This is a genomic window from Bradyrhizobium sp. AZCC 2230, assembly GCF_036924495.1.
Taxonomy (GTDB): Bacteria; Pseudomonadota; Alphaproteobacteria; order Rhizobiales; family Xanthobacteraceae; genus Bradyrhizobium; species Bradyrhizobium rifense.
On record NZ_JAZHRS010000001.1, the window covers coordinates 7,823,725 to 7,841,446 of the forward strand.

The following is a 17,722-nucleotide window of genomic DNA, read 5'->3' on the forward strand; positions in this document are numbered from 1 at the left end:
ACGACATGGCGCGTATCGTGGTACTCGGCGCCGGGTTTGCTGGCCTTTGGGCGGCCATCGGTGCCGCGCGCATGCGCGACGAGATCGGTGCCGCGGGCCGCGACATCGAGATCCGCGTCATCGACCGCAATCCCTACCACAACATCCGCGTACGCAATTACGAGGTCGATCTCAGCGAGGTCGCGTTGCAGCTTCCGCAACTGCTCGATCCGATCGGCGTCACGCACGGTATCGGCGAGGTCGAGGCGGTCGATCCGGTGCGGCGCCAGATCGCGCTCGTCACGAGCAGCGGCGAGGAGACGCTGAGCTATGATCGCCTCGTGCTTGCACTCGGCAGCGAAGTGATGCGTCCCGATATTCCGGGCCTGGCCGAGCATGCGTTCGACGTCGATACCTATGCTGCGGCGCTTCGTCTCGAGGACCACCTTGTCTCGCTCGGGCGCAGCGCGCCGTCGCCGGGACGATCGACAATCGTGGTGGTGGGTGCCGGCTTCACCGGCATCGAGGTTGCCGCCGAAATGCCTGACCGGCTGGTGCGCGCCGGCATCACCGGCAGTCGCCGCATCATCCTGGTCGATTCCAATCCCGCGGTCGGCGCCACGATCGGCGTGGAGGCGCGTCCCGTCATCGAGACGGCGCTGGCCTCGCTCGATGTCGAAACGCGGCTCGGCGTGCGTGTCGCGTCGATCGAAGCTGCCGGTGTTCGCTTGAGCTCAGGCGAGCTCGTCGCAACGCAGACGGTGATCTGGTGCGCGGGGCTGCGTGCGAGCCGGCTCGCCGAAAACTTTCCGGGCGCGCGCGATCGCCTCGGGCGCCTTCTGGTCGATCCCTTCATGCGGGTCGCGGATCTGCCCGGCGTCTTCGCCGCCGGCGATGTCGCCTCCAGCGTGGTCGATGGCTTGCATCCGACCGTGATGTCCTGCCAGTTCGCCCGACCCATGGGCCGCTTCGCCGGTCACAATGTGGTGGCTGATCTTGTCGGCCAGCCGATGCTGCCGCTGCGGATCGACTGGTACGTCACCGTGCTCGATCTCGGCGATTGGGGCGCACTCTACACGGAAGGCTGGGACCGCGAGGTGCGAACGACCGGCCAGGCCGCCAAGGCAACCAAGCAGACCATCAACCGCAAGCGCATCTATCCTCCGCTCAGCGGCAGCAAGGATGAGCTGTTTGCTGCGGCCGCGCCGACGGTGCAGGCGCCGCCGCCCACCTATGGGGCGCCGCGTCGTTGAGACAGTCGGTGCATCAAGGAGAAGCCGCGCTGCAACGGCTTCTCCTGCGGCGGCCCCAAGGTTTAAAACTGTTTTAAGGTCGATCCGGCACGTTCGCCGCCAGGTCGAGAGGGGGGCGACATGCGAAGGTATCCTTATCAGCGCTTTCTGCAGCTCGACCTGACGCTGTTCGAGCAGCTTCGCTATAGCGTGCTGCACCGTCCCTTTTGGATGCTAAAGAGGTGGCGCGATCGCCTGTGGCACTCGAAGCTTGTCTGGCGTTGGATCGGCGAGCCACTGCATGAGCGGAAATACGCACCATGGGCCGCGTTTTCGCCGGACACGAACGCACCCGTCGTGATCGAATCGAACCGGATCGGATGCCGCACGAAACACGGCGTTGCGACCATGCGTTGGGGTTGCATCGGACAGAAAACGAGCCCCCTCTGGGCGCGAAATGCTTTGCTTCCCGACGGCACGCGCGGCGACGTCCAGGGCCGGACCACAGGTTGGTGGCGACGTAGAGGCCGGGGCGACAAGCGCTGGATCATCGGCGATGTCGACATTCGCGCGACCGACGTCGTCTTTGTCGATCGTGCCTCGCAGGACCTCAGATACGAACCGCCGGGGGGCGAGAGCGATGCTCAGCTCGAACGCGACCTCGCCCTGCACCGGCCGTTCGTCGAGGCGCTGGCGGACGACAAGTTCGCGGCCGTCGCCCACCAGATGCTGGCGCATCTTGATTGGATGCGGATCGGTGCGCGCGAGATCGGCCTGCTCGAAGGGCTCCACGATATGTTCGCGTGCCTTCGCAACAAGGGCGAGGATTATCTTGACTTCAAGTTCGGCGAGTATCCGGGAGGCGCGCCGACCAAGGCCGAGGCGGCGAAGCATGTCTTGCGAATGAAGGAGATCATGCGCTCGTTGGGCTGGCGCACCTATACGGCGGACGAGCTCCAGGCGAGACTGCGTGAGGATTTCCGCGCACGGCTCGAACGCCGTCTAGAAGCGTGGCGGCGGCTTGACGCCTATGAAGCGCGGTCGGCCGGCAGTCATGATGTGCTCGCCAAGACCCCGCTCATCTCGGACATGCTGCTGTATGAAGGGGACGATCCCGAGTGGCTCGCTGAGCTACGGGGCGAGGAGCGGCTCGCAGCGTCCGCACAATTTATCGAGAGGCTGAAGGACCTCGCAAACAGCGGCCGCCTGACGGCAGGCGAGTACGAAGACCTGCTCCAAGCTCTGTTATAGACCGCGAGAACGCGCGGTTGGTGACCCTACCTGCAGCATGCCAAATCGGCCCCTGACCTGAACAACGCAGAGGTTGCCTCCATCTATCGTGGGCCCGCCTACAAGCCCTTGCGTTGCCCGACGGGCAAAACAGTCAATTAGCGGGTCAATCCGCGCCACTAAAAATATTCCACTTTACCGAAATTCGGAAACGGCGTATGTGTCATGCAACCCGGCCCAAGGAAGAGGGGCGTATCGCGATCGTCACGACGCGGGCCGGACTGTGGTGGGCGCAGGCCACATCGGCGCGAAGGGTTTTGCAGGGCGGGCAACCGTGAGCGAAGGCCTCGCGCGTACGACCGGTGTGATCAGCGTACGGCAAAATCGTGTGGTCCTGGCGCCCGGGGTCTGTGCGCCAAGTCTCGTGGTGATGCGTCTCGCCCAACCGGGCGCGCGCATCAGTCATCTGCGAGACGACGGGGGCAATAGTGCATCGCTCCCCGGGGAGAGCACGACATAAGCCGTCAAACCGCTGCGCAGGGAAGGCCGGATGTTTTGGCTTCACCTGTATGCCGCTGTGCAAATCTTCTGACTGTTACCGCGCACAGTGGACCGCGGGTGCCAGCCGGCACCCGGTCTTCCCTGCGCCCTCTTTCATTTGAGGGTAAGGCATTGAAGCAAAGCTCGGGCGAAATGAGCCGCGAGGATGATCAGTTATGTCTATCGCTGAAGATCAGGTCTCGTGCCCCGGACGCTGCGCAGCGCTTCTTCAGCGGTGCGCTGCAGAGCCGGGGCCCATGTATCAGCGCGCTGTGTGGCTTCCTGGGTCCCGGCTCTGCGCAGCAACGCCAAGAGCGTTGCAGCGCGTCCGGGACAAATGAGAAGGGAAGGCTGGGCTTTATGAATTTGGCGCGTGTGCCCGCAATGACGCGACCTACCCCAGACATGAGAAAGCGCCCGTGGGGGGCGGGCGCTTTCTGTAGTCGACTTGGGGTTGGGGTCGTCTACATATCCACGTGGCGACTTTGGGGGGCTGGTAAAGAGCCGCGTGAATTCCTGAAACTCAAATCTCCTTAGCGAACGAGCGATGCGTTCGAGCTGGTGATCACAACCGGCTTGCCGGCCTTGATGACGCGGGCGGTCTGGGTCAATCCGTCGTCCGAACCAGTGCGTGCGGTGATGCCGAACCCTGCCACCGCGATCCCCGCAACGAGGGCCACGGCCACGATCTTCAAGTGGGTCGAGCGATCTGCGCTGTAAATCGAGTGGTTCATGGAAGGCTCCTGCCGCCATCTACCCGAAGTAGTCGCCACCTTTGTCAGGCAGGTTCATGCTTCCGGTGCCCAACAACCTAGTATTGGGGGGATTCGTTCCCAAGGGGCGATCACAAGAGCGTGACAGGACGTGAAAGATCGCGATCAAAAATGGATCTTGATCGTTCGATTTCGCAATTATTTCAAAGCGGTAATGTGCTTTGGTGGCGCCTTATCAGCAGTTGGTCGACAAGGCGCCAGGAACTCAAAAACCATTTGCCTGTGGCCGAAAAACACACGGCTTCTTAAGGCAAATCAGATGCTTCCGACCGTTTTCAACCTCGCGCGTGGGTGGATTTCGGCCTGCGACAACACGGTCGTCTGGGCCCGGAACCGCTCGACCAGGGAGCGGACGAAGGGACGAATTGCCGCAGATGTCACCAGCACCGGCGCCTCGCCTTCGCGGGCGGCGCGCTCGAAGGCCTCGCGCACGCCGGTCATGAACTCCGACAGTTTCGAGGGCTGCATCGCGAGGCTGCGCTCTTCGCCCTGGCCGACGATGGATTCGGCAAAAGCCTGCTCCCATCGCGCCGACAGCGCGATCAGCGGCAGGTAGCCGTTGTACGACGTATTCTGCGCGCAGATCTGCCGCGCCAGGCGGGCGCGGACATGCTCGACCATGGTCGCGGGGTTGCGCGAGAAGGCGAGCGAGTCGGCGATGCCTTCGAGGATGGTCGAGAGGTCGCGGATCGAGATGCGCTCGGCGAGCAGCAGCTGGAGCACGCGCTGGATGCCGGAGACCGTGACCTGTGCGGGCACGATGTCCTTGACCAGCTCGCTCTGCTCCTTCGGCAGCTCCTTGAGCAGCTTCTGCACCTCGCCATAGGAGAGCAGGTCCGACATGTTGGCCTTGAGCAGCTCGGTGAGGTGGGTCGAGAGCACGGTCGCGGCGTCGACGACGGTATAGCCCTTGAGCGAGGCCTCCTCCTTGAGGCTGGCGTCGACCCAGGTCGCGGGCAGGCCGAAGGTCGGCTCGGTGGTGTGGATGCCGGGCACCTGCACCTGGCTGCCGCCGGGGTCCATAACCATGAACTGGTTCGGCCAGATCTTGCCGGTGCCGGCGTCGACCTCCTTGATCTTGATGATGTAGGTGTTGGCTTCGAGCTGGACATTGTCGAGGATGCGCACCGCCGGCATCACAAAACCCATCTCGATCGCGAGCGAGCGGCGCAGCGCCTTGATCTGCTCGGTGAGGCGATCGGTGCCGTCGGGACCGTTGACGAGCGGCAAGAGCGCATAGCCGAGCTCGATCTTGAGGTCGTCGATCTTGAGCGCCGCCGAGATCGGCTCCTCGGCCGCCGCGGAGCCGGGGGCACCGGGTGTCCCGGCAGCAGGGGCAGCCTTTGCAACGGCTTCGGCCTTGGCCGTCGCGCGGTTGCGGTTGCGGGCCTGCCAGGCCAGTGCGCCGGCGCCGGCGCCGAGCAGGAAGAAGGGGATGGTCGGAATGCCCGGCAGCGCGGCCAGCACCAGCATGACCGCGGATGACATCGCCAGCGCCTGCGGATAGCCGGAGAATTGCTTCATCAGCGCCTTGTCGGCCGCACCCGAGACGCCGGCTTTGGAGACCAGCAGGCCCGCCGCGGTCGAGACGATCAGCGCCGGCACCTGGGTGACGAGGCCGTCACCGACGGTGAGCAGCGTGTAGCTGCGCCCGGCGTCCGCAAAGGACAGGCCCTGCTGCGCGACGCCGATGATCATGCCGCCGACGACGTTGATGAAGACGATCAAAAGGCCGGCTATGGCGTCGCCGCGGACGAACTTCGAGGCACCGTCCATGGCGCCGAAGAAGCCGCTCTCGTCCTCCAGTGCCTTGCGGCGCTCCTTGGCGACCTTCTCGTCGATCAGTCCGGCGGACAGATCGGCGTCGATCGCCATCTGCTTGCCGGGCATGGCGTCGAGGTGAAAGCGGGCGGCGACTTCGGCGATACGGCCCGAACCCTTGGTGATGACGACGAAGTTGACGATGATCAGGATGGCGAAGACGATGATGCCGATGACGAAATTGCCGCCCATCACGAAGCTGCCGAAAGCTTCGATGACGTGACCGGCGGCATCCGTGCCCTCGTGCCCGTGCGACAGGATCAGGCGGGTCGAAGCCATGTTGAGCGACAGCCGCAGCATGGTCGAGATCAGCAGGATGGTCGGGAAGGCGGAGAATTCCAGTGGCGCCTGGATGAACAGCGAGGTCATCAGGATCAGGATCGACAGCGTGATCGAGATCGCCAGGAACAGGTCCAGCACGATCGCCGGCAGCGGCAGGATCAGCACCACAAGGATGGTGAGGATGCCGAGCGCGAGCGCGATGTCGCCGCGCTTGAGGATGGTGACGATTTCGGAAACGGTCGGGAAGCCGGCGTTCGTGCCGCCTACGCCTTGTCCCGCGGTGACGTCGACCATGGTAGCTGCTCCCCCGCGCGACTGCCGTCCGCGCGCCCCAAACGTCTGCGCGGCGGCCGATGGGCCGCCGTTTCGAAAGTGAGGCACCGCACTGGCGTCCACGGGAACTCCCGTTCTACCCGGCTGACGACACTCGACTCCACTGGGCAATTTTTGCCCGGTGTATGGTTAGCAAAGGGTTAACAAGGGGCGCCGGAAAAGTGCCGGGGAAGGGCATTCTATTGCAGTGCACCGCGCATGCCTATTATCGCGCCACGCTGCTTGACCGCGGACCTCGCAGCAGAGAGGTTTCCGCGCCGTGCATGCACCAAATCACCCACCACAAAGACCGGCCTCATTCATCCCTGACTCCCGTCAGGCCTGGGTGCGGCTTTTGCTCGCACTGCTGATCGGCTCGATCGGCGGCGTCGGCATGTGGGCGGTCGTCGTGGTGATTCCCGTCGTGCAGGCCGAATTCGCCGCCACGCGCGGCGCGGTGTCGCTGGCCTTCACACTGATGATGTTCGGCTTCGGGCTCGGTGGCGTGATCGCCGGCAAGATCACCGACAAGTTCGGCATCGTGCCGGCGATGGCGATCAGCATTGTGTTTCTCGGCGTCGCCAATACGCTGGCGGGACTGTCGACCCAGCTCTGGCAGTTCGTCGCCGCCTATTTCCTGATCGGGCTCGGCACATCAGCGACCTTCGCGCCGCTGATGGCGGAGGCCTCGCACTGGTTTGAGCGCTATCGCGGCCTGGCGGTGACCATCGTCGCGAGCGGCAATTACGTCGCCGGCACGATATGGCCGCCGCTCGTGAACGCGGGCATTGAGACCATCGGCTGGCGCACCACCCATATCGGCATCGCGCTCGTGTGTGTGCTGTTGATGTCGAGCCTGGTGCTGGTCCTGCGCGCGAAAATGGGGGACGACAAGGTCCGCAATCACGCCAACGCGGCGCCGCCGCGCGTAGATCTCAGGCTCTCGACCAACACGCTGACGGTGCTGCTCTCGATCGCCAGCATTTCCTGCTGCGTCGCCATGGCGATGCCGCAGGTGCATATCGTCGCCTATTGCGGCGATCTCGGTTATGGCGTGGCGCGCGGCGCCGAGATGCTGTCGCTGATGATGGCCTGCGGCATCGCCAGCCGCATCGGCTCGGGCTATCTTGCCGACAAGATCGGCGGCATTCCGACTCTGCTGATCGGAGCATTGGCGCAGGGCTTTGCGCTGGTGTTCTACCTGTTCTTCGACAGCCTCACTTCGCTCTATCTGATCTCCGCGATGTTCGGCCTGTTCCAGGGCGGCATCGTGCCGAGCTACGCCATCATCGTGCGCGAGGCGATGCCGGCCAGCGAAGCCGCAACCCGCGTCGGTATCGTGATCTTCGCCTCCGTATTCGGCATGTCCTTTGGCGGCTGGGTGTCCGGCATCATCTTCGATGCCACCGGCTCCTACGCGGCTGCGTTCGCCAACGGCGTGGCGTGGAACGCCCTCAATATCGGCATCGTCTTGACGCTGCTGATCCGCTCGCGGATGAATTGGGTCAAGACGGATCCGAACTTCGCAACCTAGACCGCCTGTCCTGCCTTCAGCAGCGAGCAGCCGGTGATCTTGTAGCTTCCGTCCGCCTGCTGCTCGAGCGTGTAGAGCGCTTCCCAGGCCTCGCCATTGGCATCGATGATGTGAACGCGCTGGGCGATTGAGCTGCCTTCGATCTTGCTCTCGCCGAACTCGAAACTCTTGTGACGATAGACCGGCGCGTAGCCCTTCTGCACCATGGACATGAAGATGTCTGGCGCGGGGAAGATCTCCTTGATCGCCGGCGCGGCCTGGGAATAGGCCGCAGCCGCATCGTCGCGCGCAAAAGCTTGTTCCTGAGCCCGGATCACGCCTTGCGCTGTCGCGACATCGTCGGCGCGCGCGAAGATGGGACTGCAAGCAATACTGAGAACGACGAGCAAGGCGGCAATGCGCATGGCTGGCTCCGCGTTGAAATCCCGGCGATGCTGATCCTAGCATGACCATGGGAGATACGGAGACGCTATCGCTTCCGTTTCACCGCCGGCTTCGCACGCTTGGCGGTGCGCGCCTTACTGCCGGCGACGGGCTGCACGCGAAGACCGTCGACAAACACGTCGAGCATCCGCAGCACCGAGGATTGCCAGCCGGGCTGGTCGTGCATGTAGCACATGCCGACGAGAGCCCTGAGCAGGTCGTGCGGGCTGACGTCGCCGCGCATTTCGCCTGCCGCGACCGCGCGGTCGAGCAGCGAGCCGATCGCCTTGGTCAGACGGTCCATCGAGAAGGCCGCCAGGTCCGAAGAACTCTGGAACGTCAGCGCCAATGCGGCCGACATGCCCTTTTTCGTGGCGACAAATTCGACATTGGAACGCAGCCAGCGCCGGAGCGCGTCCACTGGATCCTTGGCGTTCTTGAGCTGCTCGGCAAGCTCGCTGAGCTGCTCGACCTCACGACGGTACACCGCCTCGAACAGATCCTCGCGCGTCGGGAAATGCCGGTAGAGCGTGCCGATGCCGACGCCGGCACGTTTGGCCACGGCCTCCAGGCTTGCCTCGGGGCCGCCGGCGTTGAACACGACCTTGGCCGCCTCGAGCACGCGCTCCCGATTGCGCACGGCATCGGCGCGGGGCTTTCGGATCTGGTCGGTATGGTCGTCCATGCCGGTAATGTAGATCACGAATTGGTTAGATTGAACCCTTGCAGGGCTGCACCGCGTTGTCTGCGCACGGGCTTTTGACGAATTCCAATTATTTTCCGGCGGCCCTTGTTAAGCGGAGGGTGCCTCCGTATCTTGGCATGTGCCGGTCTGGACCCACGTCCCGGGCGGCGCGAGATCGACGGTGGCCACGGCGGTGGCGCGCCGGGCGATGAGCCATGTCCATATCTGATCGGAGCCTTATATGAACCACTCCATCAGCCTCACCGTGAACGGCACGCGGCGCGATTTCGTCCTCGACGATCCGCGCGTCACGCTGCTCGATCTCCTGCGTGAGCGCCTCCATCTCACCGGAACCAAGAAGGGATGCGACCGCGGCCAGTGCGGGGCCTGCACCATACTCGTCGACGGCAAGCGCATCAATTCCTGCCTCGCACTCGCCGTCAGCCATGATGGCGTCGATATCCTCACCATCGAAGGCGTTGCGCGCGGCGACCAGCTTCACCCCGTCCAGGCCGCCTTCATCGCCCATGACGGATTCCAGTGCGGCTTCTGCACGCCCGGCCAGATCATGAGCGCCATCGGCATGATGCAGGAAGCCCAGGCCGGCAACGATCCCGAACGCATCCGCGAATGCATGAGCGGCAATCTCTGCCGCTGCGGCGCCTATGCCGGCATCGTCGATGCCGTGCTCGAGGCGCAGGCCGGTGCCGACGAGTCCAACCAGAGGCGCTCCGCATGAAACAGTTCGATTATGTCAGGCCCGCCACGGTCGCAGAGGCCGTTGCCGCCGCCGCCCAGCCGGGCGCCACTTATCTTGCTGCCGGCACCAATCTGCTCGATCTGATGAAGGGCAATATCAGTCGCCCGGATCGACTTGTCGACGTCACGCATCTCGATGGACTAGATCAAATCGAGACCCTCGCTGACGGATCGTTGCGCATCGGCGCGCTGGTCAGCAACGCCGATCTCGCGCATGACGCGAACTTCGCAAAGTCCTACCCGGCCGTTGCCGAAGCGCTTCTCTCTGGCGCCTCCGCGCAACTGCGCAACGCCGCCACCGTGGGCGGCAATCTGCTGCAGCGGACCCGTTGCGCCTATTTCTACGACACCGCCAGCCGCTGCAACAAGCGCGAGGCCGGCAGCGGCTGCGATGCCCGCGATGGCGAGAACCGTACCCACGCCGTGCTTGGCTGGAGCGAGAACTGCATCGCGACGCATCCGTCCGACTTCTGCGTGCCGCTGGTGGCGCTCGACGCCATCGTCGAGATCGAAGGCAGCAACGGTCGTCGCGAGATCGCGCTCGACGAACTGCACCGCCTGCCCGGCAATACGCCCCAACGCGAATCCGCGCTCGAACCAGGCGATCTCATCGTCGCGGTGCGCCTGCCGCCCGCGGCGCGTGGTTTCGCCGCGCATGCGCGCTATCTCAAGGTTCGCGAGCGTACGTCCTACGCGTTTGCCATCGTCTCGGCCGCGGCAGCGCTGCGGATCGAGAACGGCAAGGTCGCGGAGGCACGGCTTGCGCTTGGCGGCGTCGCCGCAAAGCCCTGGCGTGCCCGGGCCGCGGAAGATGTGCTGAGAGGCGTCGCACCAACGGCAAATGTCTTCCAGGAAGCCGCCTGGCGCGCGCTGACCGACGCAAAACCGTCCGGCGACAACGCCTACAAGATCGAGCTCGCACGCCGCATCGTCGTGCGCGCACTGACCCTTGCCGCAGCCGGTACGCCCGCGCGTATCGCCGCGTTGCCGGCATCCCCCTTTGCTTCGACGTCTGGAGCCATCCATGCCTGAGCTCAATCTCACCAGCGCTCCCGCCCATCTCCGCCACGGCTCGAGCATCGGCCAGCCGCTGACCCGCCGCGACGGCGTGCTCAAGGTCAAAGGGCAGGCGACCTACGCCGCCGACAATCATCCGCCCGGTATGCTGTTTGCGGTGATGGCGGTGTCCAGCATCGCACATGGCCGCGTGACCTCGCTCGATGTCGCCGCCGCCAGGCGTCATCCCGGCGTCGTCGACGTCATGACGCCGGACCACAAGCCGCAGCTCGCGATCGATCCGGAGATCAAGACCAATCCATTCGTGTTCCGGATGGAGGTGTTGCAGAGCAATGAGGTCCGCTACGCCAACCAGCCCATCGCCGTCGTGATCGCCGAGACGCTCGAGGCGGCGACGGAAGGCGCGGTACTGCTGGCGCCGCGCTATGAGACGCTGCCTGCGCTCGTCGGGCTCGATGCCGGCGAAAGTTTTGTGCCGCCCGTCGTTGGGGTCGGAAATCCCACCGAAAACCATCACGGCGATGTCGAGGCTGGCCTTGCCTCGGCCGACAAGCAGATTGATGCGATTTACGAGACCCCGGCGCAATATCACAACGCCATGGAGCCGCACGCGATCGTCGCTCACTGGGATGGTGACAGTGTGCAGATCGACATGCCGACCCAGGGTCTCATGCTGTCACTGGCGCGCGTCGCCGAATTATTCGGCATCGCGCATGACAAGATCCACATCCGCAGCCCGTTCCTCGGCGGCGGCTTTGGCTCCAAGGGGCTCATGGCCGGCCCTCCCGTGCTCGGCCTGATGGCCGCCAAGCTGGTCGGCAGACCGGTCAAGCTCGTGCTGCGCCGTGAGCAGATGTATGGCCCGGTCGGCCATCGTGCGCCGACGCGTCAGCGCTTGCGCATCGGCGCCGACGGCGAGGGGCGCCTGACCGCGCTCGATCACCATGCGCGCACCGTGTCGAGCACGTTCGACGATTTCTACGAACCGGCCGCCGATGCGTCGCATACGCTCTACGCCGCGCCTGCGATACGCACCTCGCACGATGCCGTGCGCGTCAATACCGGCACGCCATTGTTCATGCGTGCGCCGGGCGAGGCGACGGGGTCGATTGCGCTGGAAAGCGCGATCGACGAGTTGGCCTGGGCTTGCGGCATGGATCCGCTGGCCTTCCGCCTGAAGAACTATGCCGAGGTCGAGCCGATCACGGGAAAACCGTTTTCCTCGAAAGCGCTGCGTGCCTGTTACGATCAGGGCGCGGCGCGTTTCGGCTGGGCGAAGCGCGCGCTTCAGCCGCGACAGATGCGCGACGATGCCGGACTGCTGGTCGGCTGGGGGATGGGCACCGCGACGTTCCCCGCGCTGATGTTCCAGGCCGAAGCGCGCGCGGCGATCCGCCGTGACGGCACGGGTGCGATGGAGATTGGTGCCCACGACATGGGGCAGGGTGCCTGGACGGCACTCGCACAGATCGCAGCCGACGCCGTCGGGCTCGATATCGAGCGCGTCACGTTCAAGGCCGGCACATCCGATCTGCCCGACGCCGGCATCGCCGGCGGCTCGGCGCATACGGCGACCGCGGGTGCGGCGATCCATAGCGCTGGTGCTGCCGTGATCGCAAAGCTCGCCGATCTCGCTACGAAGGACGAGCGCTCGCCGCTGTTTGGCGCCGGCAATGCCGGCGTGATCGCGCGCGACGGCCGTCTGATCCGGCGCGACGACGAGAGTCGCAGTGAGAGCTATGCCGAGATCCTCGCACGTGCCGGCGTCGCCGAGGTCGAGGCCCGTGGCACCGGCGCGCCAAATCCCGCGGCGATGGAAGAGTATGCGATGCACGCCCATGGCGCGGTGTTTGCGGAGGTGAAGGTCGATCCCGAGCTCGGCCAGATCCGCGTCACCCGCATGGTCGGTGCGTTCGCTGCGGGGCGCATCGTCAACCCGCATCTGGTGAAGAGCCAGCTGTTCGGCGGCATGATCTGGGGCATGTCCTTTGCGCTGCACGAGGAGGCCATCACCGACCGCCGCAGCGGACGGATCATGAATGCCAATCTTGGCGAGTACCATATTCCGGTGAATGCCGACGTGCCGCCGCTCGACGTGATCACGGTCGAGGAGCACGATCCGCACGTCAATGCGCTCGGCATTAAGGGCGTCGGCGAGATCGGCATCACCGGCAGCGCCGGTGCGGTCGCCAATGCCGTCTGGCACGCGACCGGCGTGCGGGTGCGCCGCTTCCCGATCAGGATCGAGGAGCTGCTGACGAAGGGCTGAAGGGGCTAGCGGCCCATGTCGCGCAGATTCTGCTTGGCGAGCGCATAGCCTAACGCGCCTGACCTCTCAAACAATTCCCGGGCGAGCCGCGTGTCGCGCGGCACGCCCTGGGCCTCGTTGTACGTCGAACCAAAGCTGTTCAGGGCGGCGTCGTCGTTCAGCGCAGCCCCCTGTTCGAACAGCCGGCGCGCCTCTGCATAATCGCGCTCGACACAGCGGCCCCGCACATAGAGCAGGCCGAGATTGTTCATCGCGGCCCCGACGCCAGCCGTGACCGCGGCCTCGTTGAGTCTGACTGCCTCTGGGCAATTCCTGGCGTTGCCCTCTCCGAAGGCATAGAGCCAGCCAAGCTCCAGCATCCCGAGGGGATCGCCAGCGTCCGATGCCTTCTTGTACCAACGCATGGCCTCGGCGTTGTCCTTCTTGACGCCTTCGCCGGTCGCGTAAAGCACGCCGATGTTATGCATCGCCGTCGGATAGCCCGCGGCCGCAGCCTTCTCGTACAAACGAAGCGCTTCCGGGACGGCTCGGCCGGCCTGGTAGGCGAACCGTGCGACTTCCGGGTAGCGTTGCATGGCGTCATTGCAGGCGGCGGTCGCTTCAGCCGCCTTGATCTGTTCGAACGCGACTCCCGGCATCGCCCTCGTCCGCCGGATGGGCGTCGACGGGCACGATATAATTCAGGCCGTGCGTTTCGACGCCGTGGCCGGCGAAATAGAACAGCGCCACGTCCGCGCCGATCAGTTCCTGGCTGAAAGCTTGCAATGCACGGTCGAAGCCCGCCTTGTCGAGATCGATTTGCGCGCCGCCGCCGACCACGAAGAAGCCGAGCGAGCGCAGCGTATCCGACATCAGTCGGGCGTCGGCCGCTGAATTGGGCAGCTTGGCAACCGTCTGGTAGGCGGAATTGCCGAACACCAGCGCAACGCGCTTCTCGGCGTGCGCAGCGGTGGCGACGCAGGCCAGCAGCACCGCGCCAATCAGGCGCGCCGTCAAGCCAAGGCGGCTCGCCATGGTGATGCACTCCGCGAAACAGGACGTCCTGGATCTTGGTCGCTCGTTGCGACGTCCCGGTTCAGCAGATCGCTCGGCGTCGTGTCCACCTTGGCGGCCGGATCAGTTCATCATCCGGCGGAGAGCCCTGATCTGCTCTCGCAGCTCTTCGATGTATTTTTCGATAACCTCGCGCAGCTCCCGTGAATGGAGCTTTCGTGTATCGCGCTGAACTTCATCGAGCGCGGCTTCAGCATTGGCGAGGGTGGTTCTCATCGCGAGCTCTGTTACGAAGCAGCTCAGCTGCTCGGCTACGGCTCGCAACATATAGAGGACTGACGCGCGGAAATTGAGATGCCTCAAGCTCCGTAAGACACCGGGGCACTCCGTAAGACCCCGGATGAACTTGCCGCGCTTTAAAACGTCGGCGGCGTGCAGGCCGAGATCACTTCGCACGGCTTGCCGCCGACGCAGCGGAAGCGATGCGGGCGGCGACTCTCGAAATAATAGGCATCGCCTGGATTGAGAATGCGGCGCTCGTCCTCGACGGTGACTTCGAGCTTTCCTGAAATCACGATGCCGCCTTCCTCGCCGTCATGAACGAGATGCACGCGCCCGGTGTCGCTGCCGGGCTCGTAGCGCTCTTTCAAGATCTGCAAGCTGCGGCCGAACAGATTGTCGCCGATCTGGCGATAGGAGATCGGCTTCTTGCCGACCTCGGTTAGCTCCTCCGAGCGATAAAAGATCTTGCGCCGCGTCTCCGGCTCCAGCGCAAAGAACTCGGCGAGCCCCATCGGGATGCCGTCCAGGATGCGCTTGAGCGCGCCGACCGACGGGTTCATCTGGTTGGATTCGATCAGCGAAATCGTCGAATTGGTGACGCCGGAGCGCTTGGCGAGTTCCCGCTGCGACAACTTCTGGCGCGCCCGGATGAATCGCAGCCGTCCACCGATGTCGACGCTCATGCCCAAATCCCTGTTGCAAGTGTTGCGGATCGCGCAAATATGGACCGGCAGCCCCAGTGAAATCAATGGCTTGCAGGTCGTCAGAAAAGGACTTGTTGCGCTTCGGAAGCCGTGCCTCTGCTATATGGTCAGCAAAGGAGCGTGGCCCGTGACCCTTCATCAGATTCCGAACACTATCAAGACCGACTCGTTCTGGATGCCGTTCACGGCCAACCGTCAGTTCAAGAAGGCGCCGCGCCTGTTCTCCTCGGCCGAGGGCATGCATTACACCACCGTCGACGGCCGCAAGGTGATCGACGGGTCCGCCGGCCTCTGGTGCGTCAATGCCGGTCACGGCCGCAAGCAGATTGCGGCTGCGGTCGAGCGGCAGCTGATGACGCTGGATTTCGCGCCGTCGTTCCAGATGGGCCATCCGCTGGCGTTCGACTTCGCCGAGCGTCTCGCCGAGATCGCGCCGAAGGGCCTCGACCGCGTCTTCTTCACCAATTCCGGCTCTGAATCGGTCGACACCGCGCTGAAGATCGCGCTCGCCTATCATCGCGCCAACGGCCAGGCGAGCCGCACCCGCCTGATCGGCCGCGAGCGCGGCTATCACGGCGTCGGCTTCGGCGGCACCTCGGTCGGCGGCATGGTTGCGAACCGCCGCGCCTTCGCCACGCTGCTGCCGGGCGTCGATCATATTCGCCATACCCACGATCTCGGCCGCAACGCCTTCGCCAAGGACCAGCCCGAGCATGGCGCCGAGCTTGCCGACGATCTCGAGCGTCTGGTGGCCTTGCATGGCGCCGAGACCATCGCCGCCGTCATCGTCGAGCCGGTGCCGGGTTCGACCGCGGTGCTGCCGCCGCCGAAGGGCTATCTGCAGCGCTTGCGCGCGATCTGCGACAAGCACGGCATCCTCCTGATCTTCGACGAGGTCATCACCGGCTTCGGTCGCCTCGGCACGCCGTTCGCCGCCGACTTCTTCGGCGTCACGCCGGACCTGATGACGACGGCCAAGGGCATCACCAACGGCACCATTCCCTGCGGCGCGGTGTTCGCCAGCCGCAAGATTCACGACGGCATGATGGTCGGTCCGGAGAACCAGATGGAGCTGTTCCACGGCTACACCTATTCCGCGCATCCGACTGCCTGTGCCGCGGGTATCGCGACGCTCGACATCTACAAGGACGAGGGCCTGCTCACGCGCGGTGCGTCGATCGCGGAATACTGGCGCGATGCGCTGCATTCGCTGAAGGGCCTGCCCAACGTCGTCGATATCCGCAATTGCGGCCTGATGGGCGCGGTCGAATTGTCGTCGCGTGACGGCGCGGTCGGAGCGCGCGGCTATGACGTCATGGTCGACTGCTTCAATCGCGGTCTGTATTTCCGCATGAGCGGCGATAGCTTCGCACTGTCGCCGCCGCTCATCGTCGAGAAGAGCCACATCGACGACATCGTGTCGATCCTGGGCGACGCCATCAGGCGGGTGGCCTGATAATTGCTCTCGCCGTTGCGAGTTGTTTCCTTGCAGCGGCGAGCGTGATGCCGCGGGAGTTTGACCAAGCGTGAAAGTTTTGATCCTCGGCAGCGGTGTCATCGGTGTCACCTCCGCATACTACCTCGCCCGTGCCGGCCACGAGGTGACGGTCGTCGACCGTCAGCCCGAACCGGCGCTGGAGACCTCTTTTGCCAATGCCGGCGAAGTGTCGCCCGGCTACTCCTCGCCATGGGCCGGCCCCGGCGTGCCGGTGAAGGCGGTTAAGTGGCTGCTGATGAAGCACGGCCCGCTGGTGATCCGGCCGAAGCTCGACCCCGTGATGTGGGTCTGGCTGCTCAAGATGCTGCGCAACTGCACCAGCGCACGCTATGCGGTCAACAAGAGCCGGATGATCCCGATCGCGGAATACAGTCGCGATTGCCTGCGCGATCTGCGACGCGACATCGGCATTCAATATGACGAGCGCTCGCAGGGCACGCTCCAGCTGTTTCGCTACCAGGCACAGCTCGACGGCACCGGCGAAGACGTTGCGGTGCTCAAGCAGTACGGCGTGCCTTACGAGACGCTGAGCCGCGAGGGCTGCATCGCGGTCGAGCCGGCGCTTGCAGGCGTCAAGGAAAAGTTCGCCGGCGGGCTTCGTCTGCCACAGGACGAGACCGGCGACTGCCACATGTTCACGCAGGCGCTGGCCAAACATGCCGAAGCGCTCGGCGTGCGCTTCATGTTCAATACCGGCATCGACCGCATCGTCACCGATGGCACGCGCGTCAGCGGTGTCGCGACCAGCGCCGGGATGTTGCAGGCGGACGCTTATGTTCTCGCGCTTGGAAGCTGGTCGTCGCGGCTCGTCGCGCCGCTTGGCATTTCGCTGCCGGTCTATCCGGTAAAGGGCTATTCGATCACGGTTCCGATCAAGGATGCCTCCGGCGCGCCGGAATCGACCGTGATGGACGAGAGCTATAAGGTCGCGATCACCCGCCTCGGCAATCGTATCCGCGTCGGCGGCACCGCCGAGATCTCGGGCTTCTCGACCAAGCTTTATGATGCCCGCCGCGCCACGCTCGATCACTCCCTGACCGATCTGTTCCCGCGCGGCGGCGATCTCTCCAAGGCCACGTTCTGGAGCGGCCTGCGCCCGATGACGCCGGACGGCCCGCCCGTGATCGGCCCGACGCAATACGCCAACCTTCACCTCAACACCGGTCACGGCACGCTCGGCTGGACCATGTCCTGCGGTTCCGGCCGCGTGCTCGCGGACATGCTGTCGGGCAAGAAGCCGGATGTGGATGTGAGTGCGCTGACGGTAGATCGATACGAACACCGGTTTGGCTAAGACTCTATCCCCTCGTCATTGCGAGGAGCGAAGCGACGAAGCAATCCAGACTGTCTCCGCGGCCGCATTTCTGGATTGCTTCGCTGCGCTCGCAA

16 protein-coding genes are annotated in these 17,722 nt (G+C 64.6%); 8 read left to right on the top strand and 8 right to left on the bottom strand.

What is annotated here, in order from left to right; genetic code table 11:
* Positions 1 to 5: 5 nt before the first annotated feature.
* Both V1280_RS37345 and V1280_RS37350 read left to right on the top strand, forming a co-directional pair.
* On the top strand, positions 6 to 1,232 hold the full coding sequence (locus tag V1280_RS37345) for an NAD(P)/FAD-dependent oxidoreductase (RefSeq protein ID WP_334535612.1): 1,227 nt from the start codon (positions 6 to 8) through the stop codon (positions 1,230 to 1,232).
* 336 nt (positions 1,233 to 1,568) lie between these two features.
* Complete coding sequence (locus tag V1280_RS37350; RefSeq protein ID WP_334535613.1) at positions 1,569 to 2,462, top strand: hypothetical protein; 894 nt, start codon at positions 1,569 to 1,571, stop codon at positions 2,460 to 2,462.
* A 1,052-nt stretch (positions 2,463 to 3,514) separates the two neighbouring features.
* Here the strand turns inward: V1280_RS37350 and V1280_RS37355 are convergent.
* The gene (locus V1280_RS37355) at positions 3,515 to 3,715 is read right to left on the bottom strand and encodes a hypothetical protein (protein ID WP_334535614.1); all 201 of its coding nucleotides are present in this window, start codon (positions 3,713 to 3,715) and stop codon (positions 3,515 to 3,517) included.
* A gap of 294 nt (positions 3,716 to 4,009) precedes the next feature.
* The gene (flhA, locus tag V1280_RS37360) at positions 4,010 to 6,151 is read right to left on the bottom strand and encodes a flagellar biosynthesis protein FlhA (RefSeq protein WP_334535615.1); all 2,142 of its coding nucleotides are present in this window, start codon (positions 6,149 to 6,151) and stop codon (positions 4,010 to 4,012) included.
* A 340-nt stretch (positions 6,152 to 6,491) separates the two neighbouring features.
* On the opposite strand from flhA, the gene V1280_RS37365 reads away from it, so the two are divergent.
* Complete coding sequence (locus tag V1280_RS37365; RefSeq protein WP_334538504.1) at positions 6,492 to 7,703, top strand: MFS transporter; 1,212 nt, start codon at positions 6,492 to 6,494, stop codon at positions 7,701 to 7,703.
* On the opposite strand, the gene V1280_RS37370 is transcribed toward V1280_RS37365, so the two are convergent.
* Together V1280_RS37370 and V1280_RS37375 are read right to left on the bottom strand one after the other, a co-directional pair.
* On the bottom strand, positions 7,700 to 8,107 hold the full coding sequence (locus tag V1280_RS37370; RefSeq protein ID WP_334535616.1) for a DUF4864 domain-containing protein: 408 nt from the start codon (positions 8,105 to 8,107) through the stop codon (positions 7,700 to 7,702). The genes V1280_RS37365 and V1280_RS37370 overlap by 4 nt on opposite strands.
* 65 nt (positions 8,108 to 8,172) lie before the next feature.
* Positions 8,173 to 8,811 carry a TetR/AcrR family transcriptional regulator gene (locus V1280_RS37375; RefSeq protein ID WP_334538505.1) on the bottom strand — a complete coding sequence of 213 codons (639 nt, stop codon included), beginning with the start codon at positions 8,809 to 8,811 and terminating at the stop codon, positions 8,173 to 8,175.
* A gap of 241 nt (positions 8,812 to 9,052) precedes the next feature.
* On the opposite strand from V1280_RS37375, the gene V1280_RS37380 reads away from it, so the two are divergent.
* From V1280_RS37380 to V1280_RS37390, 3 genes are read left to right on the top strand one after another with little or no spacing between them, the layout of a single operon-like run.
* Positions 9,053 to 9,550, top strand: a complete 498-nt coding sequence (locus V1280_RS37380) for a (2Fe-2S)-binding protein (RefSeq protein WP_334535617.1) — start codon at positions 9,053 to 9,055, stop codon at positions 9,548 to 9,550.
* Entirely contained in the window at positions 9,547 to 10,602 is a 1,056-nt protein-coding gene (locus tag V1280_RS37385) for an FAD binding domain-containing protein (RefSeq protein ID WP_334535618.1), read from the top strand. Before V1280_RS37380 ends, V1280_RS37385 begins: the two co-directional genes overlap by 4 nt.
* Positions 10,595 to 12,856 carry a xanthine dehydrogenase family protein molybdopterin-binding subunit gene (locus tag V1280_RS37390; protein ID WP_334535619.1) on the top strand — a complete coding sequence of 754 codons (2,262 nt, stop codon included), beginning with the start codon at positions 10,595 to 10,597 and terminating at the stop codon, positions 12,854 to 12,856. Before V1280_RS37385 ends, V1280_RS37390 begins: the two co-directional genes overlap by 8 nt.
* Positions 12,857 to 12,861: 5 nt before the next feature.
* Here V1280_RS37390 and V1280_RS37395 read toward each other — a convergent pair whose 3' ends face one another.
* From V1280_RS37395 to V1280_RS37410, 4 genes are all read right to left on the bottom strand, one after another.
* Positions 12,862 to 13,494 (bottom strand): tetratricopeptide repeat protein, encoded by a 633-nt coding sequence (locus V1280_RS37395; protein WP_334535620.1) that lies wholly within the window; start codon positions 13,492 to 13,494, stop codon positions 12,862 to 12,864.
* Entirely contained in the window at positions 13,457 to 13,870 is a 414-nt protein-coding gene (locus tag V1280_RS37400) for a caspase family protein (protein WP_334535621.1), read from the bottom strand. Before V1280_RS37400 ends, V1280_RS37395 begins: the two co-directional genes overlap by 38 nt.
* A gap of 102 nt (positions 13,871 to 13,972) precedes the next feature.
* Entirely contained in the window at positions 13,973 to 14,125 is a 153-nt protein-coding gene (locus V1280_RS37405; protein WP_334535622.1) for a hypothetical protein, read from the bottom strand.
* A 140-nt stretch (positions 14,126 to 14,265) separates the two neighbouring features.
* Entirely contained in the window at positions 14,266 to 14,814 is a 549-nt protein-coding gene (locus tag V1280_RS37410; RefSeq protein ID WP_334535623.1) for a cupin domain-containing protein, read from the bottom strand.
* Positions 14,815 to 14,938: 124 nt separating this feature from the next.
* Here V1280_RS37410 and V1280_RS37415 point away from each other — a divergent pair, with 124 nt between their 5' ends.
* Both V1280_RS37415 and V1280_RS37420 read left to right on the top strand, forming a co-directional pair.
* A complete protein-coding gene (locus V1280_RS37415) occupies positions 14,939 to 16,291 on the top strand; it encodes an aspartate aminotransferase family protein (RefSeq protein WP_334535624.1) in 1,353 nt (450 codons plus the stop codon).
* Between the two features lie 70 nt (positions 16,292 to 16,361).
* Entirely contained in the window at positions 16,362 to 17,627 is a 1,266-nt protein-coding gene (locus V1280_RS37420) for a D-amino acid dehydrogenase (protein ID WP_334535625.1), read from the top strand.
* Positions 17,628 to 17,722: the final 95 nt, after the last annotated feature.